The sequence below is a fragment of the Massilia horti genome (assembly GCF_004614195.1).
Taxonomy (GTDB): Bacteria; Pseudomonadota; Gammaproteobacteria; order Burkholderiales; family Burkholderiaceae_D; genus Telluria; species Telluria horti.
The window spans coordinates 43,926-65,032 of the sequence record NZ_SPUM01000009.1 but is presented as its reverse complement, the minus strand read 5'-3'; the positions used below and the strand labels follow the sequence as shown (position 1 = coordinate 65,032).

The following is a 21,107-nucleotide window of genomic DNA, read 5'->3' as shown; positions in this document are numbered from 1 at the left end:
GCCTACTCAGGTCAGGACGCTGCACGTCCGTACAGTGCTTTCTTTCACGTTACGAGGGCTCAGCCCCCCGCGCGTACAAATCCAGCAACAACCTGTGTTTTTACACAGTATTTCCCCACGAAGCGTGCCGGCCGGTATAACATTCGGCAATGATTATTCTCGGCATCGACCCGGGCCTGCGCACCACCGGCTTTGGCGTCATTGAAAAGCAGGGCACGCGCCTGCGCTACATTGCTTCGGGCACCATCAAGACCGGCCTCGAGGGCGCATTGCCGCCGCGCCTGAAGGTGATCCTGGACGGCGTGCAGGAAGTCGTCTCCACCTATCGCCCGACCTGCGCGGCCATCGAAAAGGTATTCGTCAACGTCAATCCGCAGTCGACGCTGCTCCTTGGCCAGGCGCGCGGGGCCGCGATCTCCGCCCTGGTCGGGGCCGATCTGGCGGTGGCCGAATATTCGCCAACGCAGATCAAGCAGGCCGTCGTCGGCACCGGCAAGGCCGCCAAGCAGCAGGTGCAGGACATGGTGTCGCGCCTGCTCAAGCTGCCCGGCCTGCCCGGCAGCGACGCCGCCGACGCGCTCGGGGTTGCAATCTGCCACGCCAACAGCCATGATGCGCTGGCGCTGATCGGCCCGCTCGCGTCTGCCGTACAGGGGCTGCGCGTCAAGCGCGGACGCCTCGTCTAACCATTCACAAGGACACTGATGATAGGTCGCCTCTCTGGCATTTTGCTGGAAAAGAATCCGCCGCAGTTGCTCGTCGATTGCCAGGGCGTCGGTTACGAAGTCGACGTGCCGATGAGCACCTTCTACAACCTGCCGCATGTCGGCGAGAAGGTGACGCTGTTCACGCACCTGGCGGTGCGCGAGGATGCGCACCTGCTGTTTGGATTCGGCAGTGCCAACGAGCGCGCCGTGTTCCGCCAGCTGATCAAGATTTCGGGCGTGGGCGCGCGCACCGCGCTGGCGATCCTGTCCGGGATGACCATCGCCGACCTGGCGCAAGCCGTCACGCTGCAGGAAGCGGGGCGCCTGATCAAGGTGCCGGGCATCGGCAAGAAGACCGCCGAGCGCCTGCTGCTGGAACTGAAGGGCAAGCTGGGCGCGGACATCGGCGTGGCCGCAGGCGCGCCGCGCGACGACACCCAGTCGGACGTGCTCAACGCGCTGCTCGCCTTGGGGTATTCTGACAAGGAGGCGCTGGCCGCGCTCAAGAACCTGCCGGCCGGCACCAGCGTTTCCGACGGCATCAAGTTTGCGCTCAAAGCGTTGTCCAAGGGATGAGGGCATTGGCGTATTCTGTTAAGGTGGACCGATGAGCATCCAGACCGACAATTTCACCGAGCAGCGCGTGATCGACGCGACGCCTGCCTCGCCCAACGAGGAGGCGATCGAGCGCGCCTTGCGGCCCAAGCAGCTGGAAGAATATGTCGGCCAGGAGAAAATCCGCGACCAGCTTGAAATCTTCATTCACGCCGCCAGGCGCCGGCGCGAGGCGCTCGACCACACCTTGCTGTTCGGTCCGCCGGGCCTGGGCAAGACCACGCTCGCGCACATCATCGCCCGCGAAATGGGGGTGAACCTGCGCCAGACCTCAGGTCCGGTGCTGGAGCGCCCGGGCGACCTGGCCGCGATCCTGACCAACCTCGAGCCGAACGACGTGCTGTTCATCGACGAGATCCACCGCCTGTCGCCGATGGTCGAAGAGATCCTGTACCCGGCGCTGGAGGACTACCAGATCGACATCATGATCGGTGAGGGCCCGGCCGCGCGCTCAGTCAAGCTCGACCTGCAGCCGTTCACGCTGGTGGGCGCCACCACCCGCGCCGGCATGCTGACCAATCCGCTGCGCGACCGCTTTGGCATCGTGGCGCGGCTGGAGTTCTACAACGTCGAAGAGCTGACCAAGATCGTGACCCGCAGCGCCGCGCTGCTGGAGGCGCCGATCAGCGAAGACGGCGCACGCGAAGTGGCCAGGCGCGCGCGCGGCACGCCGCGCATCGCCAACCGCCTGCTGCGCCGGGTGCGCGATTACGCCGAAGTGAAGGGCACCGGCGCGATCACCAAGGACATGGCCGATGCCGCCCTGCGCATGCTCGATGTCGACTCGGTCGGCTTTGATGTCATGGACCGCAAGCTGCTGGAGGCGGTGCTGTTCAAGTTCGGCGGCGGTCCGGTCGGCGTGGGCAACCTGGCCGCCGCGATCGGCGAAGCCGCCGACACCATCGAGGACGTGCTCGAACCCTACCTGATCCAGCAGGGCTACCTGCAGCGCACCCCGCGCGGACGGATCGCCACGCCGCTCGCCTTCCGGCACTTTGGCGTCGCCGCGCCGCGCATCAGCCCGACCGGCGACCTGTGGGACAACCTGCCTCCGCTCCAGGGCGCCTAGCGCAGGCGCCAGGTACTTGGCGTGCCCTGTTCGAGTTCGCGATCGCGCATCGGGCGTTGCTTGCGCTCGTTATTGATCGGGAACACGAAGACGATGTACTGCACCACGGTGAACGACAGGATCACGCCGCACGTCCACAGTACTTCCGGCGGGTTCGCCTGGCTACTCAATAGCATGGCCGCGCTGCCGGCCAGTGGCACGGTCAGCAGAAGTCCGGCAGCCATGCGCAGCTTGGGTGACTTCCTGAGGCGGTGGCCGATCAGGCCAACGAAGATGAAGCTCAAGGAAACCAGCGTGATACCGGTCAGGGTGATCACGGCTTGCCAGCTCTCCCAGTGGGACAGCGTGGTCTCATTGAACAGCATCGGCGGTACCAGCAGGGCCAGGCCGCCTGCGAACAGCGACAACATGCGAAACATGAACATGGGTTGGACTCCTTTATAGATTGGGGTAACCGGTCGCTCGGCGACCTCCGCTTACACCGCCCTTGTAATTAACATCCAGTGCCAAAATAGCACGCCACTATTTATTATGGCGCACAATCAATTTCGTGTCGTCAATCAATTTTATTTTCGCTCCATCAAGTTTGTGTCTTGTTGCTCGTATGACACTTGTCACCCCAAATTGATGGCAGTCGCGCCTGTTGGGCCCGCCGTCGTTCGTCGATACTGCCGCCATCGACAACCACGAGAGGGAAAAATGAAACTGAGCACAATGAAGGGACTTCTCCTGCTGGCTGGCATGACCTGTTCGGCCGCCGCGCTCGCTGCCGCCACGCTGGTGCAGGACGTGCGCGTATTCGATGGCAAGACGGTGCACGAGCGCCGTTCGGTGCTGCTGGTGGACGGCGTGATCGCCGACGCCGATTTCCACGGCGCTGCACCACAAGGCGCGCGCATCGTCAACGGCGCCGGCAAGACCTTGTTGCCGGGCCTGATCGACTCCCACGTGCATGCCTGGCGCTACTTCGAGCTGCCGCTGGTGTTCGGGGTCACCACGCAGGTCGACATGTTCACCCCCGTGCCGATCATGCAGGAGAAGGCACGCGCGATGGCGTCCGGCCAGAACCACGGCGAGGCCGACCTGTTCTCGGCCGGCACCCTGATCACCGCGGCCGGCGGCCATGGCACCGAATACCAGGTCAAGATTCCCACGCTGGAGAAGGCCGCCGACGCCCAGGCTTTTGTGGATGCGCGCATCGCCGAGGGATCTCACTTCATCAAGGTCGTAATGGAAAAAGGGTTCGGCACGTTCAAGTTCCAGAGCCTTGACCTCGCCACGGTCAAGGCGGTGATCGACGCCGCGCACCGCCGCGGCAAGCTGGCAGTGGTCCACGTCAGCAACCTGGAGGACGCGCGCGCCGCGCTGGAGGCCGGCGCCGACGGCCTGGCACACCTGTTCATGGGCAACGCGATCAGCGCCGCCGACGCGGACGGCCTGGCGCGCCTGGCCAAGGAGCGCGGCGCGTTCGTGATCCCGACCTTCTCCGTGCTGGAGAGTTTTGCCGGCGTCCAGCCGCGCGACATCCTCGGCGACACGGGATTCGCCGGCCTGCTCGACAAGGAACAGAAGGCATCCCTCGCCACTGGCTACGGCAAGTCGCCGTACTCGGCCTTGCTGGCCGCTCCCAAGGCGGTGACTGCGGCGCTGCGCAAGGCGGGCGTGCCGGTGCTGGCCGGGACCGATTCGGGCAACGCCGGCACGCAGTACGGCGCCAGCCTGCATCATGAAATGGCCGCGCTGGTCGATGCCGGGTTGACTCCCCAGGAGGCGCTGGCGGCGGCGACCAGCGCGCCGGCCGCGGCGTTCCGGCTGGGTAAGCGCGGACGGATCGAGAACGGCTACAAGGCTGACCTGTTGTTGGTCGACGGCAACCCGGCCGCCGACATTGCCGCCACCCGCCGCATCGTCGAAGTGTGGAAGGATGGCGAAAGCACGGCGCCGCTGGTCGCGCGGCAGCGGCAGCACGTGACCCAGGAACTGGCCCAGCCCGGCAAGCCGCTGTTGCCCGCGGACGGCCGCATCAGCCTGCTCAGCGACGGCAAGCTGGCCAGCCCGTTTGGAGTCGGTTGGACGCCTTCGAGCGATCGCATGGTGGGCGGCACCTCGACCGTCAAACTCGACGTGCGGCCCGACCCGGCCGGGCACGCGGTCATCGCGCTCGAGGGCGAGGTCAAGCCGGGCTTTTCGTTTCCGTGGGCGGGCGTGGCGTTCATCCCGGGAGCCAAGGAAATGCAAAGCGCCGACCTGAGTTCGGTGAAGCGGATTGCGTTTCGCGTGCGCGGCGACGGCCAGCGCTACCAGCTGATGGTCATGGCGCGCGGCATGACGTATCCGCGCACCGTGCCCTTCGAGGCGAAGGCGGATTGGGCCGAAGTGGCGGTGCCATTGAGCGCCTTCGAGGGCCTCGATCCGAGCGGAGTAACCATGGTAGGATTTAATGCTGGGCCGGCGCCCGGCGGTTACCGGTTCGAGATCGCGGATGTGCGCTTGCTTGACTGAATCAAACGAAAGTACAAACCTACTTTCGTGTGGAACTGCGTTAGCTAAAAATGCCCGGCAAAGCCGGATCGGCAAAACAATGAAAACAATTAAGCGCGTGCTGGCGGGTCCGTGGGTGCCGCCCGAACTGGGCAAGTTGCCCTACCTGTGGGCGTTCTCCCTGGGCTTCCTGTTCTGGCAGTACCTGTATCGCCCACCCAGCGCGCTTGAACTGGGGCTGGCCTGCCTGAGCACGCTGCTGTTCCTGCCCCTCTACTTTTTCAGCTTCTGGGCCAGCGACAGGCAGGCGATGGCCTGCATCGTGTTCACCTGCCTGGTCGGCGGCCTCTGGGTGCCGCACAATTTCGGCGCCAGCAGCTTCTTCATCTTCGCATGCGGGATGTGCGGCCGCGTGCAGCCGCCGCGCAGGGCCTACCTGGTCCTGGCCGGCGTGCTGGCAGCTGTCGCGATAGCCGCCTGGTTCGCACAGTTCGCGCGCATCGGTTTTCTCATGTCGTCGCTGTTGATCGGCATACCCGTGGGGATCGCATCGATCATGGAAGCGGGCCTGCGGGCCTCGCGCGCACAACTGATGCGCAAGCAGGAAGAGGTCGAGCACATGGCCCGCATCGCCGAGCGCGAACGCATTTCGCGCGACCTGCACGATCTGCTTGGCCACTCGCTCTCGCTGATCGCCCTGAAGGCGGAACTGGCCGGCAAACTGGCCGGGCGCGATGCCGACGCCTGCCGCAAGGAGATCCGCGATATCGAAACCAGCGCGCGCCAGGCCTTATCCGAGGTGCGCGCTGCGGTGACCGGCTACCGCCAGAGCGGGCTGGCCGGCGCGCTCGCCAGCGCCCGCGCCAGCCTGGCCGCAGCCAACGTCAAGCTGAGCGAGGACGTGCAGCGCTTCCCGCTGGCGCCGGCGAGCGAACACGTGCTGGCGCTGGCGCTGCGCGAGGCGGTGACCAACGTGGTGCGGCATGCCGGCGCCACCTGCTGCAGCCTCGGTCTGGTGCTGGAGCAGGACACAGCCGTGCTGCGCGTGTTCGACGACGGCACGCGCCTGCGCTCGGACCGGGACCTGCGCTGCGGGAACGGCCTTGCCGGCATGCGCGAACGCGCGTGCGCGCTCGGCGGCGACCTCGCGATTCGCGTCGGCGCCGGACTGGCGCTGGAGCTGCGGGTGCCGGCGGGGAGCGCTGCATGATCCGCGTGCTGATCGCCGAGGACCAGGCACTGGTGCTGGGAGCGCTGGCCGCGCTGCTCGGGCTTGAGGACGACCTCGAAGTGGTCGGCACGGTCGGCAACGGCAAGGACGCGTTGGCGTTGTGCCGCGAGCTGCGTCCCGATATCGTGCTGACCGACGTCGAAATGCCGCAGATGACGGGGCTGGAACTGGCCGCGCAACTGCTCGATGCGCGCCTGCCGTGCAAGGTGATGATCCTGACGACGTTTGCCCGCAGCGGCTACCTGCGCCGCGCGATGGCGGCGGGGGTGCGCGGCTACCTGCTCAAGGACGCCCCGGCCGAGACGCTTGCGGCCGCGATCCGCCAGGTGCACGGGGGCGGGCGCGCCATCGCCCCCGAGCTGGCGGTCGAGAGCTGGAGCGGCGGCATGGACCCGCTGTCCGAGCGCGAGCGCCACGTGCTGCGGCTGGCCGGCGAGGGCCGCACCAGCGCCGAGATCGCGCGTCAGGTGCACCTGTCCGAGGGGACCGTGCGCAACTACCTGTCGGAGGCGATCAGCAAGCTGGGCGCGTCCAACCGGATCGAGGCATACCGGATGGCGCGCGACGCCGGTTGGTTGTAGGAGGGGTCAGTACCGGGCGTTGGTTCCTTATTGCTCGCGCACCCAGGTCTGGGTACGGCCGAACATCGGCATGCCCATGTAACCGCGCATCTCGAGCTTTTTGCCCTCGTCCTTCAGCGTGATCCTGGCCTTGTAGGTCTTGCCGTTCTTCGGATCGAGGACGGTGCCGCCGTCATACACGTCGCCGTTCTTGCGCAGGCCCGACAGGATCGTCATGCCGATGATCGGCTGGTCCTTGTTCACGCCTTCGCAGTTCACACACTTCGGATTCTGGTCCTCGTTCGGGCCGCGGAACAGTTTTTCGATCGTGCCTTTCAAGTGGCCTTGCTCCTCGGTGATGCGCACCAGCGATTTCGGCTTGCCGGTTTCGTCGTCGATCGATTTCCACAGCCCGACGGGGGTATCCTGCGCCCAGGCAGCAGGGGCGGCGAGGACGGCGGCAATCAGGCTGGCTTGAATCAATGTACGCATCTTGAGTCTCCTGTCTGGTTATTGGTATGGCAGAGTGTACACAAACGCTTCGGATATCCTACAACTGTACGTCATGTAAAGACGATGCCAACAGGGGATTGGTGCGGATTAGAGGCGCACTACTAATTCCTCGGGCGCCGCGGGCCAGCAACCGGTGACCGCGTGCGCACCTGTGCGCACGCGGTTCGCAAACTTCGCGTGGTGGTGACGCCGTCGCGAGCCCCAACTGGTGAAAAAAACGGCCTGCGAGGCAGGCCGTTCCATCTTCCTTCGGCTCCTTGTCAGGCGGTCGGCAACTTCGCAAATTGCTCGCGCAGCTTGGTCAGCGTGGCGCTGAAGTTCGCGAGGCGCTCGCGTTCCTGCTCCACCACCGCCGCCGGCGCACGCGCCACGAAGCTTTCGTTGGACAGCTTGCCGTTGGCCTTGGCGATTTCGCCCTCGATGCGCGCGATCTCCTTCGACAGGCGCTCGCGCTCGGCGGCGACGTCGATCTCGACCTTGAGCATCAGCTTGGTGGTGCCGACGATCGACACCGCCGCCGGCGATTCGGGCAGCGCGTCGACGATCTGCACTTCCGACAGCTTGCCCAGCGACTGGATGTAAGGCGCAAAGCCTTCCATCTTGCTGCGCTCGTCAACATTGCCTGGTTCGACGATCAGCGGCACCCGCACCGACGGCGACAGCTGCATTTCGCCGCGCAGGTTGCGGGTGGCGTCGGTCAGCGCCTTGAGCTGGTCCATCCACGCTTCGGCGCCTTCATCGATCGCCGACGGATTGGCGACCGGGTAGGGCTGCAGCATGACCGTGTCGCCGGTCTTGCCGGCCAGCGGCGCCACGCTCTGCCACAGTGCTTCGGTGACGAACGGGATGACCGGATGCGCCAGGCGCAGGATCACTTCCAGCACGCGCAGCAGGGTGTTGCGGGTGGCGCGCTGCTGGGCCTCGCTGCCTTGCTGGACCTGGACCTTGGCTACTTCCAGGTACCAGTCGCAGTATTCGTCCCAGACGAATTTGTAGATGCTGCTGGCGATGTTGTCGAAGCGGTAGTCTTCGAAGCCCTTCGCCACTTCCTGTTCGACGCGGTTCATCAGCGAGATGATCCAGCGGTCGGCCTGCGACAGGTCGCCGGCTTCGGGCGCGCCGCAGTCCTTGCCTTCGGTGTTCATCAGCACGAAGCGGGTGGCGTTCCACAGCTTGTTGCAGAAGTTGCGGTAGCCTTCGCAGCGGCCCAGGTCGAAGTTGATGTTGCGGCCCAGCGAGGCGTAGCTGGCCATGGTGAAGCGCACGGCGTCGGTGCCGAACGCGGCAATCCCTTCCGGGAATTCCTTGCGCGTGGCCTTGGCGATTTTTTCGGCGTCCTTTGGGTTCATCAGGCCCGTGGTGCGCTTGGCGACCAGCGCTTCGACGTCGATGCCGTCGATCAGGTCGATTGGGTCGAGCGTGTTGCCCTTCGATTTGGACATCTTCTGGCCGCTGGAATCGCGCACCAGGCCGTGCACATAGACGGTCTCGAACGGCACCTTGCCGGTGAAGTGCGTGGTCATCATGACCATGCGCGCAACCCAGAAGAAGATGATGTCAAAGCCGGTAACCAGCACGGAGGACGGCAGGAAGGTTTTCAGGTCCGGGGTTTCTTCCGGCCAGCCGAGGGTGGAGAACGGCACCAGCGCCGACGAGAACCAGGTGTCGAGCACGTCCTCGTCGCGGTGCAACGGGCCGAATTCGCCGGCGGCTTCCGCCTTGGCCTTCGCTTCCTCTTCGGTGCGGGCGACGAACACGTGACCCTTCTCGTCGTACCATGCCGGGATACGGTGGCCCCACCACAGCTGGCGCGAGATGCACCAGTCCTGAATGTTGTTCAGCCACTGGTTGTATGTGGTGCTCCAGTTCTCCGGAACGAATTTGATTTCGCCAGTCGCGACCTTCTCGAGCGCCACGTCGGTGATCGACTTGCCTGGGTTGAAGGTGCCTTCGGGGGCCGGCTTGCTCATTGCGACGAACCATTGGTCGGTCAGCATCGGCTCGATGATGACGTTGGTGCGGTCGCCGCGCGGGACCATCAGTTTGTGCGGCTTGACCTGCTCAAGGAAGCCCTGGGCTTCGAGGTCGGCCACGATCTGCTTACGCGCCACGAAGCGGTCCAGGCCGCGGTATTGTTCGGGCGCGACATCGTTGATCTTCGCGTCCAGCGTGAACACGTTGATCATCGGGAGGTTATGGCGCTGGCCCAGCGCGTAGTCGTTGAAGTCGTGCGCCGGTGTGATCTTCACGCAGCCGGTGCCGAATTCTTTTTCCACGTACGAGTCGGCGACGATCGGCACTTCACGGCCGGTGAGTGGCAGCTTGATCATCTTGCCGTGCAGGGCCATGTAGCGCTCGTCGGTCGGGTCCACCGCCACGGCGACGTCGCCCAGCATCGTCTCGGGGCGGGTGGTGGCCACGGTAATGGCGCCGCTGCCGTCGGCCAGCGGGTACTTGATGTACCACATCGAGCCGTCTTCTTCCTCCGACACCACTTCCAGGTCCGACACCGCGGTGCCCAGCACCGGGTCCCAGTTCACCAGGCGCTTGCCGCGGTAGATCAGGCCCTGCTCGTACAGGCGCACGAACACTTCGGCCACCACCTTCGAGCGCGGCTCGTCCATCGTGAAGTATTCGCGCGACCAATCGGGCGATGCGCCCAGGCGACGCATCTGGCCGGTGATGGTGTTGCCCGATTTTTCCTTCCATTCCCAGACGCGCTCGACGAACGCCTCGCGCCCCAGGTCGTGGCGCGAGATGCGCTGGGCGTCGAGCTGGCGTTCGACCACGATCTGGGTCGCGATGCCGGCGTGGTCGGTGCCGGGAATCCAGGCGGTGTTATAGCCGCGCATCCGGTAGTAGCGGGTCAGGCCGTCCATGATGGTCTGGTTGAACGCGTGACCCATGTGCAGGGTGCCCGTCACGTTCGGCGGCGGCAACTGGATGCTGAACGAAGGCTTGCTTGGATCGGTGGACGCGGTGAAGTAACCGCGCTTTTCCCACTCGGTGCGCCAGAACTGTTCAATGTCGGCTGGCTCGAAAGACTTGGCTAATTCCATGATGTGGCGGTTTGAATTTGGCGAAAACAATCATTATAGATGACGGGCGCAAGGATGCGCCCGCGAGCTGCCGCAAATTCGGGCGTCTTGGCAGGGCTGGAAAATAGTTTCGTAGGGTGGGCGGGGTGACAGCGCCAATAAAAAAGGCGCCGCAGCGCCTTTTCCCCTGAACAGTCAGGATTATTTACCGCAGCCCAGCGACTTGATGCGGTCGTAGGCAGCCTTCGCCTGCACCAGCCCGTAGCCGTAGTGAGTGTCGCGGCCGGCCGTGCCCAGGTCGAGCGCGCTGTTGTTCAGCGAGGTGCGGATCTGGCTGCCGGTGCAGGTCGGGAAGTAGCTCCAGACCAGCGCTGCCACCGCCGACACGTGCGGCGTCGCCATCGAGGTGCCGTCGAAGTAGGCGTAGTTGGAGGCCAGGACCGCCACGGTCGCGCTACTACCCAGCTGTGCCTTCATCGACATGCCGTCGGCGTCCGAGGCCGAGACCGATGGAATCGTGGTGGCCGCGCCGCCCAGGGTGCCCGAGAAGTTGCCGGCGGCGTTATTGTAAATAATCGCGCCCAGGCCGCCGCTGTTCTGGCAGTTGGTGACCTTGGTCGCGAAGTCCACCGTGCCGCGCTGGATCAGGCAGATCTTGCCGGAGACCGCAGTGTTGACTGTGTCGCCGATGCCGAAGTCGGCCAGCGGCGCGCTAGCCGATTTCTTCGGCGAGCCGTCCATTACGCCGGATGCGTAATTGATCGAGCCGACCGTGAGGGCCGAATCCAGGCCGGTACCCATCGGCACGGTCGACAGCACCGAGACGCCGGGACCCGAGATCTCGACGTCGCTGTTGTACTGCGAGAAGCTGGCGTAGTTCTTGTTCTCGTCCACCGCCGCCACCGACATCACGCTGGCGTAGCCGGCCGGGTAGGAGGTGGTGGCGTTGCCGGAGTTGCCGGCCGCGGCAATGCTGAGCACGCCATTGGTCTGCAGGCTGTCGAAGGCCCTTTGCTCGGTGATGCTCTTGGCGCCGCCACCAAGCGACATGGAGATGACGTTGGCGCCAGCCGCGCCGCACTTGTTGGCGGCCGTAGTGAGCGTGGACGAATAGGTCCATGCGCCGTTCGCGCCGAACACCTTGACGATGTGCAGCTTGAGCAGCTTGTTCGGGGTCACGCCGACCACGCCCACGCCAGCCTGGTTGACTGCCGCGATCGTGCCGAACACGTGCGTGCCATGGTCGGTCTCGTCGGTGTACCACCAGCCGGTGCCCTTGTCGTATTCGCCGGTGACGTTGGCGCCGTTGTCCTTCAGGTCCTCATGGGTGAAGTCCACGCCGGAATCGATGATGCAGACCTTGCGGTTGCCCACGTTCGCGTCCGGCAGCTGGTCGGCCTGCACCAGCTTGATGCCGTACGGAACCAGTTGCCCGGTCGCGTACGGCGTGCCGGTCGACGGCGTGGTCAACGCGAACGGCGTGCGGATCACATCTTCCTCGATGTACTCGACGTTGGGGTTGTTTTCCAGCCCTTTCAGCGCCGTGTTCGGCACCTCGACCGCCATCGCGTTCATGTTGAAGATCTCGTGCTTGACCTCGCCTTTGGAGGCGGCCACGAGCGACTTGATCGAGGCCGCCGCGCCCGGCTTGAAGGCGACGATCACCCGGGTCTTGTCGGGAGCGGCCAGCGCGCTCCCGGCGAGCGCGGCGAAGCACAGCCCGAGGGCGAGAATCATCTTTGATGCGCGAAACTTTTTATTCTGAATCATTGATTTTCTCCGTGTAAGACTGCTTATAGTTGTGACGGCTTGTGGCCGTTGGCTGGTGATGTGCTGCGGTTGCAGCTGGTCCAGTTTATTGCCAGAAGATTTAACACTTCAATTGAATTTTGAGCGTGCCCAGCCGGTGTTGTATGCACACGCCAGCGCACGATTGAGCGGAAAAACATTGCTCGGCCGCGTGCTATAGTCTTTTGGATTTTGCAAGGAACCTCCCGCCGCCACCCCTTGGGACACGCGATTCCTTCCCGCTTGATATGATGGCAAACGCCGCGGCAGCGCCCGCGTTTGTCCAACTCGTAGACAGGAAGAAAAAGCATGAAGACCAAGGCAGCGATTGCATGGAAGGCGGGTCAACCTTTAACAATCGAAGAGGTCGATCTCGAAGGCCCGAAGGCGGGCGAGGTCCTGGTGGAAATCAAGGCCACCGGCATTTGCCACACGGATTACTACACGCTGTCCGGCGCCGACCCGGAAGGCATCTTCCCGGCCATCCTCGGCCATGAGGGCGCCGGCGTGGTGGTTGACGTGGGACCTGGCGTGACCAGCCTGCGCAAGGACGACCACGTGATTCCGCTGTACACCCCCGAATGCCGCCAGTGCAAATTCTGCCTGTCACAGAAGACCAACCTGTGCCAGGCGATCCGTTCCACCCAGGGCCGCGGCGTGATGCCTGACGGGACCGCCCGCTTTTCGCTCGACGGCAAGCCGATCTACCACTACATGGGCACCTCGACCTTTTCGAACTACATCGTGGTTCCGGAAATCGCGCTGGCCAAGATCCGTTCGGATGCGCCGTTCGACAAGGTCTGCTATATCGGTTGCGGCGTCACCACCGGCCTGGGCGCGGTGATCTTTACCGCCAAGGTTGAACCGGGCGCAAACGTGGTCGTGTTCGGTCTGGGCGGCATCGGCCTGAACGTGATCCAGGGCGCGAAGATGGTCGGCGCCAACAAGATCATCGGTGTCGACATCAACCCGGCTCGCCAGGAAATGGCGCGCAAATTCGGCATGACCCACTTCGTCAACCCGAACGAGGTCGAGAACGTGGTCGACGCCATTATTCAGCTGACCGATGGCGGCGCCGATTACAGCTTCGAATGCATCGGCAACACCCAGGTCATGCGCCAGGCGCTCGAATGCGCCCACAAGGGCTGGGGCCAGTCGATCATTATCGGCGTGGCGGAAGCGGGCAAGGAAATCTCGACCCGGCCATTCCAGCTGGTGACCGGGCGCCAGTGGAAGGGCTCGGCGTTCGGCGGCGCACGGGGCCGCACCGACGTACCGAAGATCGTCGACTGGTACATGGACCACAAGATCAATATCGACGACCTGATCACCCACCACCTGACGCTTGACCAGATCAACGAAGGCTTCGACCTGATGAAGCGCGGAGAATCGATCCGTTCGGTCGTGGTGTATTGATTTGTATTGGTTTTAAGACTCGACAAGACGGCGGCCTACGGGCTGCCGTTTTCTTTTTTGCGCCGCAGGTGCGCGTCCCGAGAAGTCCACAATTTCTCCATGATTCGTCGATACCTTTTTGATATTGCTCGCTGATCAACAACGAGTCGTGAAACGTACTTACATCCTGGAGACCCTGCAATTGAACACTTCTCATCTGCGCGTATTAGCCTTGCTGGCGCTGCTTGTCCTCCAACCAGTCACCCAAGCCGGCCCATTGCAGGATCACCCCGGCTACTGGCTCGGTGATATGACCCTGCCCAATGGCCGTGTCTTGAAGATCGGCGCCGAACTCTTCACCCGTGCCGACGGCTCGGCATGGGCAAGCATTGCTTCTCCCGACCAGGGCGTATATGACGTCCCGGTCAAGACAATCCAAGCGGAGCCCGGCAATACCCTGGTCCTCGACGCCGATGTGGCTCGCCTGAAGCTGACCTGGGTGCAGGACCATTTTCAGGGCGAGTGGACACAAGGCGAAACTCCGCTGCTGCTGGAGCTGCGACAGGTTGACGCCTTCCCAATGCGGTCGCGTCCGCAGACGCCACAGCCACCCTTCCCGTACAAAGAAGAGATGTTGGCCATTCGCAGCAAGGATGGAGTGACACTCGGCGCCACGTTGACTGTTCCGCGCGCGCCAGCCCGTCCGAACGTGGTCGTCCTGGTCGCCGGCAGCGGCCCGCAGACGCGGCACGTAAATGTTTCCGGGCACCGCAAGTTCGACGTGCTTGCCGACCATTTGGCGCGCCAGGGCGTGGCCGTCTTGCGCTACGACAAGCGCGGCGTTGCGCGCTCGACCGGCGACTACTACGGGCACACGCTCGCGGACCTGGAGAATGACCTCGCCGCCGCTGTGCAGGCACTGGCGGCGCGCAAGGAATTCGGCCGCATCGGCCTGGTCGGGCACAGCGAAGGGTCGCAGATCGCGGCCGCTGTGGCCGCGCGCCATCCGGAAGCGGTCGACTTCATCGTGTCGATGGCGGGAGTCGGCCTGTCCGGCTTCGATGTGATGCTGCTACAGGATCGGCAAGAGGCCAAGGACAACGGCGCGAGTCCGGAGGAAGTTGAACGGATCATGCCCTACGTGCGCAAGTATTACGAGACCGTGCTCGCAACGCCGGATGGGGCACCGCGCATCGCCGCCCTGAAGGCAGTGTACGCGGCACTCCCACCGGAACTCCAGGGATTGATCACAAAGTACAAGATGAACCGGTGGACGCTATCGCCCGAATTCGCGGCCAATCCCTCGCTGCGCGTCCTTCTGGCATCCAATCCCCAGCGCGATTGGCGCAAGGTCCGCTGTCCCGTGCTTGTACTGAACGGCACCCTGGACCACCAAGTGCCGGCCGAGGAGAATGTCGCCGGGATTCTCGCCGCGTTGAAGGAAGGAGGGAACACCCGGGGTCAGTCCGAATTGCTGCCATCGGTGAATCACCCGTTCCAAACCGCGCATACCGGCGCACCTGATGAATACACGAAAATCGACGAGACCATGGCGCCAACCGTGCTCCAGAAAGTCGCCGACTTCGCGCGCAAGCAGCCCTGAGCTGCGGGCAGAGCTTTCGCGTTCGGTCGAGGTGCATTTAATTTTCCGATTTGATTTTTTGGATTAAAGCCCGCTGGCTCCCGGCGGGCTTTTTTTGCGATTACAGTTTTCGGGAATCTGGATACAGTTTTCATACATTTCCCGCTATATTCATGCATATCTGATGCATATAAATAGCCCCGTTTTCCCGTTTTATTAGAGTATTTATTCGGATATTCACAATTATTTACAGTTTATTTGCTGACCAGCTGTTCAATTTCCGTTCCGGACATTATGATTCGCCCCTCGCAACGCCTATCCAAATGCGCGGTTGCGACAATTCCTTGAACAGTTAATCCAAGAGGTCGCTATGTTTAAAAAAATCGCAGCTGCTGTCGCGCTGTCCACCCTGGCCGCATCGTCGTTCGCCGCTCCCGGTTTTTATGCCGGCGCCGATCTGGGCCTCACGCAAATCCACAGCGAAAACAACGAGACCAGCTTCGGCGGGTTTGCCGGCTACCGCTTCACCGATAACCTGTCGGCCGAACTCGGCTATCGCAAACTGGGTAATTGGGATCTGGGTGGCGGGATCGGTTTCAAGACAGAGCAGACTCATCTGTCGGCCGTTGGTACGCTGCCGCTGAGCAACGGTTTTAGTGTGTTCGGCCGCCTTGGCCTGAATAACCTGCACGGCACTGCCACTGTCGATAAGATTAAAGTCTCGGACAACGAGGTCAAAGTCCTGTATGGCGCTGGTGTCGGCTACGATTTTGGCTCCAATGTGTCCGCACGAGTGGAAGTGCAAAAGCCTTTTGCTGCGTTCACCAACGTCAGCGCCAGCGTCATTTATTCGTTCTAAGCTTTATCCGCCGGCGCACAACGCCGGCGTTTCCTCCTGCCGGCGTCCGCCGCAGCCGGTTTGCGGCCTGTACCGCAAAATCGGCAGTTCGTCGCAGCGTAATGGCGGGCCCTTGCCCGCGTGACTAGAGTGATCTCGTCGGCAGCGAATGCTGCCTGCTCTTCATTTCCCGTCAATCACGCAGCAGGAGGAATGTCATGTTTCCCACCAAACGCCTTCAGAAGATCACCTTCTCGGTTCTTGGCCTGGCAGCCAGCGCCGCGTTCTACACGCATGACGTTGTTGCCGGCACAATCCAGGCGCCCGATCGACCTGCGCTGCATCGTACCAACATTAATCACAGCGACCCGGAGCATGCGTATGCACTGGTGAGCAATGGCACCAGCGTGAGCGGCAACAGCGCCGACTGGAAGGACATCGAGGCGGCCAGGCGCAAGCTCAGTGGCGATTTTCTCTGGTTCCGCGACGGCGGCAAGGCCTACGTGGTGCAGGACCCGCAGGTGCTGGCCAAGGCCAAGGCAGCATGGGCGCCGCTGGACCGCCTCAGTGCGCAGATGGACGGCTACAGCCAGCAGATGGACAAGCAGGGCAAGGTGATGGATGCGCTCGGCAAGGAGATGGCCAGCGCGTCCGGCCAAATGCAATTTGCATCGATGGAAGAGATTGGCCGCCGCATGAAAGAGGCTGGCAAGCCGATGAATGCGCTCGGAAAGCAAATGGGCGAGCTGGGCAAGCAGATGAAAGAGGAAAGCCGTGCGGCCGACATGGTTGTGCGTGATCTGATCCGCGATGTGCTGGAGAAAGGCCTGGCAAAACCGGCGCCAATGCAGGGCTGACGCCGCAAGCGTCAAGATTGCCTACGCATTGGTTGTATGGCAGCATAGGCCGGTTTCAACCCCGCCTTTGGAGCTTTTCGTTCATGCGCCAGTTCGTCCGCATCGCCCTTTCCGTTGCCGTTGCCGGTAGTTGCACTATTGCCGCCGCCCAGGCCCCGGCGCCCGCGGAACGCCCGACCACCAGCCTGCCGTACACGCCGGGCCTGGACGTCACTTCGATGGACCGCAGCGCGGACCCGTGCGTGGACTTTTACCAGTACGCGTGCGGCGGCTGGATGAAGAACAACCCGATCCCGGCCGACCAGGCGCGCTGGTCGGTGTACGGCAAGCTGGCGCAGGACAACCAGCGCTACCTGTGGGGCATTCTCGAGGAACTGTCGCACAAGGCCGAAGGCAGGAGCAGCAACCAGCAGAAGATCGGCGATTACTTCGGCGCCTGCATGGACGAGCGGGCGATCGAGGCACGCGGCGCGGCGCCGCTCCAACCGTATCTCGAGCAGATCGCGGCCATGCGTTCCACACGCGACCTGCCGGCCGTGCTGGCGAGCCTGCACCTGTCGTTGGCCGATCCCGGCTTGTTCTTCGGCTTTGATTCGAGCCAGGACTTCGCCAATTCCTCGCAAGTGATCGCGTTCGCCACCGGCGGCGGCCTGGGCCTGCCTGATCGCGAGTCGTACCTGAAGACCGACGCGCATTCCAAGGAGATTCGCACCAAGTACGTGGCCCACATCGCCAATACCTTCCGGCTGCTGGGCGAGGACGCGGCACAGGCGCAGCGCGACGCGGCCAGGGTGATGGCAATCGAGACCGCGCTGGCCAAGGCGTCGCTGTCGCGGGTGGACAAGCGCGATCCGTACAAGCTGTTCCACAAGATGGACGGCAAGGCTCTGCAGTCCCTCACGCCTGGCTTTGACTGGAAGACTTACCTGGCTGGCATCGGCCAGCCCAAGCTTGCCAGCTTCAATGTTACCGAGCCGGCGTTCTTCAAGGCGTTCGCAAAGCAAGTGGTTACCCACGACCTGGCCACGATCCAGACCTACCTGCGCTGGCACGTGGCGCACAACCTGGCGCCGGCGCTGTCGTCGAACTTCGACAAGGAACACTTCGCGTTCTTCAGCAAGACCCTGCGCGGGGTGCAGCAGCAACCGCCGCGCTGGAAGCGTTGCGTGCGCCTGGTCGACACCCAGCTCGGTGAGGCGCTGGGCCAGGAATTTGTCAGCCGCGCGTTTTCGCCGGAGCTCAAGGCCAAGGCGCTGCACATGACGCGCCAGGTCGAGGAGGCGATGAAAAAGGATATCGACTCGCTCGACTGGATGAGCCCGGCGACCAAGCAGCGCGCCCAGGAAAAGCTGGCCGCGATCGTCAACAAGATCGGCTACCCGGACAAATGGCGCGACTACAGCACGTATGTGGTCAAGCGCGATGACTTTGCCGGTAACGTCGTTCGCGGCAACGTGTTCGAAGTGAAGCGCCACCTGGCCAAGATCGGCAAGCCGCTCGACCGTACCGAATGGTCGATGACGCCGCCGACCGTCAACGCCTACTTCGACCCGCAGATGAATGACATCAACTTCCCGGCCGGGGTGCTGCAGCCGCCGCTGTTCGATCCGAAGATGGACGATGCGCCGAACTACGGCAACACCGGCGGCACCATCGGCCACGAACTGACCCACGCGTTCGATGACGAGGGCCGCCAGTTCGATGCGCAGGGCAACCTGAAGGATTGGTGGACCAAGAAAGACGCCAAGGAATTCGAGGAGCGCGCGCAGTGCATCGTCGACCAGTACGCGCAGTACACGGTGGTGGACGACATCAAGATCAACAGCAAGCTGACGCTGGGCGAGGACGTGGCCGACCTGGGCGGCCTGATCCTGGGCTGGATGGCGTGGCAGAACCAGATGGCGAGCATGCCGGAGCAGGCGCAGCCGCTGCGTGACGGCCTCACGCCCGAGCAGCGCTTTTTTGTCGGCAACGCGCAGTGGGCGTGCGAAAACGACCGGCCCGAGAACCAGCGCGTGCACGCGATGACCGACCCGCACTCGCCGGGCCGGTTCCGCGTCAACGGACTCGTGGTCAACATGCCGCAGTTCCAGCAGGCGTTCCACTGCAAGCCGGGCCAGCCGATGGTCAAGGAGAAGCGCTGCCGGGTCTGGTGATCTGCGGTCGGCAGGCGTGAGCATTTCGACGGCATCACGCCACCGTCCCGTCACCGCCCCGGGGCCTGTTGGCTGAGACGCTGACGGTTTTCATCATCCGCGTGCGCAGCAAAGCTGCACACCCTACGGGATGCGACGCGGATCAATCCGGGTCGAGCCGTACGGCGTAGGGTGCGCACCTGTGCGCACGCGGTCACAGCATGCCGACTTGCGGCTGCCACTCCACTACGCCGCGCTCGCGAACCGATGCGCAGTTCAATGCTGGGCGACCGTGCCGCGCCACGCACCGGTCTCCTGGCCGCGTTGTTCCAGCATTTTCTTGAAATTCTCCAGGTTGCTGCGCGCTTCCATGCGCACCGCGCCGAGCACGTCGACCACCTTTTCCGCCATGTTTTGCGGCTCGTATTCCATCTGCAAGGTCACCCGGGTGCTGTTGTCGGCGATCCTGTGGAAGGTGACCACGCCGGCATTGTGCACGCCGCTGGTGCTGCGCCAGGCGATGCGCTTGTCGGGGATCTGCTCGGTGATTTCGGCGTTCCATTCCTTTTCTTCACCAGCGATGTTGGCGCGCCAGTGCAGGTGGCGGTTGTCGATCTGGCGAACCTCGTGCACGCTTTTCATGAACTTAGGAAAGTCCTCGAACTGGGTCCATTGGTTGTAGGCCGTGTGCAACGGCACATTGACTTCGATCGACTCGGTCACCTCCGAGGGGCCACCCCAGCTGCGGTTCTTCTTGAGCTGCTTGGACAGCATCACGCCGCCCACAGCGAGCGCGGCGACAGTCACTACACGATTGAGCTGCATTTTGTTCTCCTTTCCATTGAGAAGCTGTTGGCACGCGAGGGACCAGGGGGCCGAACCGGAACGTGCAAACTTGCTTGGCGAATTCGGTGAAGCAGTCGTTAAATTAAGCCAAATGCCGCAACCGTGGCGCGCGGCAGACTGGGCTTTCGAGCGAACGGGAAACGCCACCCGCGCGCGGGCGGCGCTGTCGTGCTCGCAAGAACGGAACTACCGGCGCATGCGGGGCGGCGGTACCTGGGTCTGCGTGTGCACCAGGTTGGCTTCGAACGACTGCATTTCCAGCCCGATCGGTGTCATGTCGATGTTGGCCTGCTGCAGTTTCGGAAAGAACTGGTCTTCCTCTTCCTGGATGTGGTGCAGCGCCATGTTGATCATCTCGCGTACCATCTGGTCGGCCTGCGGCTCGTCCATGGTCATTCCCATCAGGGTCGCCACCACGTCGTCGAGTTTCTGGTGCTCTTCCTCGAAGTGGCTGATCATGTTCGGGTCCACCCGGCGCACGCCGGGATAGAAGACCGACTCTTCAAGGCGCGAGTGGGCGTGAAGGGCTTGCACGAGCTGTATCGCAGCCTGTTTCTTCGCTGCCATGCTGGTGTCGTTCAGGTACGCATCGGCAAGCTTGCGGGCCAGGTTGTGATCTTGCAGCAATGCTTCGACCGGCCTGTCCACCGGAAAGGATTCCGTATTTCTTGGGGTAATTGGATCGTCCATTTGCTTGTCCTCCTGAGTACTGGATTGGGCCTGGCACCAAACGCGATCGGCAGGCGCACGGGCATGTCATGCTAAACCCTGTCTTCGGAGAAGCTTGGTTCGTTTAACTTGGGAAAGCTATCAGGCTGTGAAGCGGCCGCGTTCAGCTGTTGCCATTGGAAGCGCGCGGCACGACCGGTCCGCGCTCGTACAACGACGGAAAAAGCGCCTGCGCGACGAGGCCCAGGTTGCCGTCGCCGTAGTCGACCAGCCAGTCGCCGGGGCGGCCGTGCAGATGGGTGATGCCGTTGGCGAGGATGACTGCGAACGGCGTGCCGACCTGCAGTGCCAGGACGGATACCGCCAGGCCCTGATACGGACCCTCCTCGCCGGGCCGGCAGGGCGCCACCGGAGTGTAGCGGGACTCGAAGCGCCGACGCGTGACCGGCCAGCGTTCACCGCCCGATCCCGTGACGATCGCGTCACCCGGCGCAACCGCGACCGGGCCTTCCAGCGTTTCAAGCTGTCCTGAGGTCGTCGCGAATTGGACCATCAGCACCTGCGGGCGCTTGCGGACCGGGATCGCGCCCGCGTGGCTGCGGAGGGAATCGGTGCGGCTGTCGTAGGTGCGCACGGGATCAGTCATCGGGTTCCACCCCTTCGCCTTCCGTTTCGACTTTCAGCAATTCGAAATGAATATTCGTATCGGGTTGCTTATGACAAATAATCAATATTCCTGGAAAGCATGCTACTACTGTTGCAAGCATTTCTCTACTATTTGTT

Annotated in this window: 18 protein-coding genes; 11 read left to right on the top strand and 7 right to left on the bottom strand. The window is 63.3% G+C overall.

The window, feature by feature from the left end; translation table 11 throughout:
* Nucleotides 1-149 precede the first annotated feature (149 nt).
* Genes ruvC through ruvB form a run of 3 tightly spaced genes read left to right on the top strand, consistent with a single transcriptional unit; the run spans nucleotide 150 to nucleotide 2,391 of the window.
* The gene (ruvC, locus tag E4O92_RS01980) at nucleotides 150-686 is read left to right on the top strand and encodes a crossover junction endodeoxyribonuclease RuvC (RefSeq protein WP_135188069.1); all 537 of its coding nucleotides are present in this window, start codon (nucleotides 150-152) and stop codon (nucleotides 684-686) included.
* Between the two features lie 18 nt (nucleotides 687-704).
* On the top strand, nucleotides 705-1,283 hold the full coding sequence (gene ruvA / locus E4O92_RS01975; protein ID WP_135188068.1) for a Holliday junction branch migration protein RuvA: 579 nt from the start codon (nucleotides 705-707) through the stop codon (nucleotides 1,281-1,283).
* Nucleotides 1,284-1,314: 31 nt separating this feature from the next.
* Complete coding sequence (ruvB, locus tag E4O92_RS01970) at nucleotides 1,315-2,391, top strand: Holliday junction branch migration DNA helicase RuvB (RefSeq protein ID WP_135188067.1); 1,077 nt, start codon at nucleotides 1,315-1,317, stop codon at nucleotides 2,389-2,391.
* Here ruvB and E4O92_RS01965 read toward each other — a convergent pair.
* Complete coding sequence (locus E4O92_RS01965; protein ID WP_135188066.1) at nucleotides 2,388-2,816, bottom strand: hypothetical protein; 429 nt, start codon at nucleotides 2,814-2,816, stop codon at nucleotides 2,388-2,390. The genes ruvB and E4O92_RS01965 overlap by 4 nt on opposite strands.
* A gap of 274 nt (nucleotides 2,817-3,090) precedes the next feature.
* On the opposite strand from E4O92_RS01965, the gene E4O92_RS01960 reads away from it, so the two are divergent.
* The 3 genes from E4O92_RS01960 to E4O92_RS01950 all read left to right on the top strand — a co-directional run bounded on the left by E4O92_RS01960 (nucleotide 3,091) and on the right by E4O92_RS01950 (nucleotide 6,684).
* Complete coding sequence (locus tag E4O92_RS01960) at nucleotides 3,091-4,893, top strand: CIA30 family protein (protein ID WP_135188065.1); 1,803 nt, start codon at nucleotides 3,091-3,093, stop codon at nucleotides 4,891-4,893.
* Between the two features lie 79 nt (nucleotides 4,894-4,972).
* Nucleotides 4,973-6,082: a sensor histidine kinase gene (locus tag E4O92_RS01955; protein ID WP_135188064.1), complete on the top strand. Its 1,110-nt coding sequence runs from the start codon at nucleotides 4,973-4,975 to the stop codon at nucleotides 6,080-6,082.
* Nucleotides 6,079-6,684, top strand: coding sequence for a response regulator transcription factor (locus E4O92_RS01950; protein WP_135188063.1), 606 nt, complete (start codon nucleotides 6,079-6,081; stop codon nucleotides 6,682-6,684). The genes E4O92_RS01955 and E4O92_RS01950 overlap by 4 nt, the downstream gene beginning before the upstream one ends.
* Nucleotides 6,685-6,711: 27 nt before the next feature.
* Here E4O92_RS01950 and E4O92_RS01945 read toward each other — a convergent pair whose 3' ends face one another.
* The 3 genes from E4O92_RS01945 to E4O92_RS01935 form a co-directional block, all read right to left on the bottom strand.
* On the bottom strand, nucleotides 6,712-7,155 hold the full coding sequence (locus tag E4O92_RS01945; protein ID WP_135188062.1) for a DUF2147 domain-containing protein: 444 nt from the start codon (nucleotides 7,153-7,155) through the stop codon (nucleotides 6,712-6,714).
* Nucleotides 7,156-7,436: 281 nt separating this feature from the next.
* Entirely contained in the window at nucleotides 7,437-10,235 is a 2,799-nt protein-coding gene (locus E4O92_RS01940; protein ID WP_135188061.1) for a valine--tRNA ligase, read from the bottom strand.
* Between the two features lie 180 nt (nucleotides 10,236-10,415).
* The gene (locus tag E4O92_RS01935) at nucleotides 10,416-11,984 is read right to left on the bottom strand and encodes a S8 family serine peptidase (RefSeq protein ID WP_135188060.1); all 1,569 of its coding nucleotides are present in this window, start codon (nucleotides 11,982-11,984) and stop codon (nucleotides 10,416-10,418) included.
* Between the two features lie 327 nt (nucleotides 11,985-12,311).
* Here E4O92_RS01935 and E4O92_RS01930 point away from each other — a divergent pair, with 327 nt between their 5' ends.
* The 5 genes from E4O92_RS01930 (at nucleotide 12,312) to E4O92_RS01910 (ending at nucleotide 18,830) form a co-directional block, all read left to right on the top strand.
* Complete coding sequence (locus E4O92_RS01930) at nucleotides 12,312-13,418, top strand: S-(hydroxymethyl)glutathione dehydrogenase/class III alcohol dehydrogenase (protein WP_135188059.1); 1,107 nt, start codon at nucleotides 12,312-12,314, stop codon at nucleotides 13,416-13,418.
* 148 nt (nucleotides 13,419-13,566) lie between these two features.
* Complete coding sequence (locus E4O92_RS01925) at nucleotides 13,567-15,000, top strand: alpha/beta hydrolase family protein (protein WP_135188058.1); 1,434 nt, start codon at nucleotides 13,567-13,569, stop codon at nucleotides 14,998-15,000.
* 349 nt (nucleotides 15,001-15,349) lie between these two features.
* Nucleotides 15,350-15,838: an outer membrane beta-barrel protein gene (locus tag E4O92_RS01920; RefSeq protein WP_135188057.1), complete on the top strand. Its 489-nt coding sequence runs from the start codon at nucleotides 15,350-15,352 to the stop codon at nucleotides 15,836-15,838.
* A 197-nt stretch (nucleotides 15,839-16,035) separates the two neighbouring features.
* Nucleotides 16,036-16,674, top strand: a complete 639-nt coding sequence (locus tag E4O92_RS01915) for a hypothetical protein (protein ID WP_135188056.1) — start codon at nucleotides 16,036-16,038, stop codon at nucleotides 16,672-16,674.
* 83 nt (nucleotides 16,675-16,757) lie between these two features.
* On the top strand, nucleotides 16,758-18,830 hold the full coding sequence (locus E4O92_RS01910; RefSeq protein WP_135188055.1) for a M13 family metallopeptidase: 2,073 nt from the start codon (nucleotides 16,758-16,760) through the stop codon (nucleotides 18,828-18,830).
* Nucleotides 18,831-19,085: 255 nt separating this feature from the next.
* Here the strand turns inward: E4O92_RS01910 and E4O92_RS01905 are convergent, their stop codons facing one another.
* The 3 genes from E4O92_RS01905 to E4O92_RS01895 all read right to left on the bottom strand — a co-directional run bounded on the left by E4O92_RS01905 (nucleotide 19,086) and on the right by E4O92_RS01895 (nucleotide 20,970).
* Nucleotides 19,086-19,634 (bottom strand): SRPBCC family protein, encoded by a 549-nt coding sequence (locus E4O92_RS01905; RefSeq protein ID WP_206076794.1) that lies wholly within the window; start codon nucleotides 19,632-19,634, stop codon nucleotides 19,086-19,088.
* Nucleotides 19,635-19,841: 207 nt separating this feature from the next.
* The gene (locus E4O92_RS01900; RefSeq protein ID WP_135188054.1) at nucleotides 19,842-20,345 is read right to left on the bottom strand and encodes a hemerythrin domain-containing protein; all 504 of its coding nucleotides are present in this window, start codon (nucleotides 20,343-20,345) and stop codon (nucleotides 19,842-19,844) included.
* A 142-nt stretch (nucleotides 20,346-20,487) separates the two neighbouring features.
* Nucleotides 20,488-20,970 (bottom strand): PGDYG domain-containing protein, encoded by a 483-nt coding sequence (locus tag E4O92_RS01895; protein ID WP_135188053.1) that lies wholly within the window; start codon nucleotides 20,968-20,970, stop codon nucleotides 20,488-20,490.
* Between the last annotated feature and the right edge of the window lie 137 nt (nucleotides 20,971-21,107).

Coding starts and splice junctions, on each gene's coding strand:
- ruvB (WP_135188067.1), top strand. CDS start 1,315: ATGAGCATCCAGACCGACAATTTCACCGAGCAGCGCGTGATCGACGCG.
- E4O92_RS01935 (WP_135188060.1), bottom strand. CDS start 11,984: ATGATTCAGAATAAAAAGTTTCGCGCATCAAAGATGATTCTCGCCCTC.
- ruvC (WP_135188069.1), top strand. CDS start 150: ATGATTATTCTCGGCATCGACCCGGGCCTGCGCACCACCGGCTTTGGC.
- E4O92_RS01945 (WP_135188062.1), bottom strand. CDS start 7,155: ATGCGTACATTGATTCAAGCCAGCCTGATTGCCGCCGTCCTCGCCGCC.
- E4O92_RS01940 (WP_135188061.1), bottom strand. CDS start 10,235: ATGGAATTAGCCAAGTCTTTCGAGCCAGCCGACATTGAACAGTTCTGG.
- E4O92_RS01955 (WP_135188064.1), top strand. CDS start 4,973: ATGAAAACAATTAAGCGCGTGCTGGCGGGTCCGTGGGTGCCGCCCGAA.
- ruvA (WP_135188068.1), top strand. CDS start 705: ATGATAGGTCGCCTCTCTGGCATTTTGCTGGAAAAGAATCCGCCGCAG.
- E4O92_RS01895 (WP_135188053.1), bottom strand. CDS start 20,970: ATGACTGATCCCGTGCGCACCTACGACAGCCGCACCGATTCCCTCCGC.
- E4O92_RS01920 (WP_135188057.1), top strand. CDS start 15,350: ATGTTTAAAAAAATCGCAGCTGCTGTCGCGCTGTCCACCCTGGCCGCA.
- E4O92_RS01900 (WP_135188054.1), bottom strand. CDS start 20,345: ATGGACGATCCAATTACCCCAAGAAATACGGAATCCTTTCCGGTGGAC.
- E4O92_RS01905 (WP_206076794.1), bottom strand. CDS start 19,634: ATGCAGCTCAATCGTGTAGTGACTGTCGCCGCGCTCGCTGTGGGCGGC.
- E4O92_RS01930 (WP_135188059.1), top strand. CDS start 12,312: ATGAAGACCAAGGCAGCGATTGCATGGAAGGCGGGTCAACCTTTAACA.
- E4O92_RS01910 (WP_135188055.1), top strand. CDS start 16,758: ATGCGCCAGTTCGTCCGCATCGCCCTTTCCGTTGCCGTTGCCGGTAGT.
- E4O92_RS01965 (WP_135188066.1), bottom strand. CDS start 2,816: ATGTTCATGTTTCGCATGTTGTCGCTGTTCGCAGGCGGCCTGGCCCTG.
- E4O92_RS01960 (WP_135188065.1), top strand. CDS start 3,091: ATGAAACTGAGCACAATGAAGGGACTTCTCCTGCTGGCTGGCATGACC.
- E4O92_RS01950 (WP_135188063.1), top strand. CDS start 6,079: ATGATCCGCGTGCTGATCGCCGAGGACCAGGCACTGGTGCTGGGAGCG.
- E4O92_RS01915 (WP_135188056.1), top strand. CDS start 16,036: ATGTTTCCCACCAAACGCCTTCAGAAGATCACCTTCTCGGTTCTTGGC.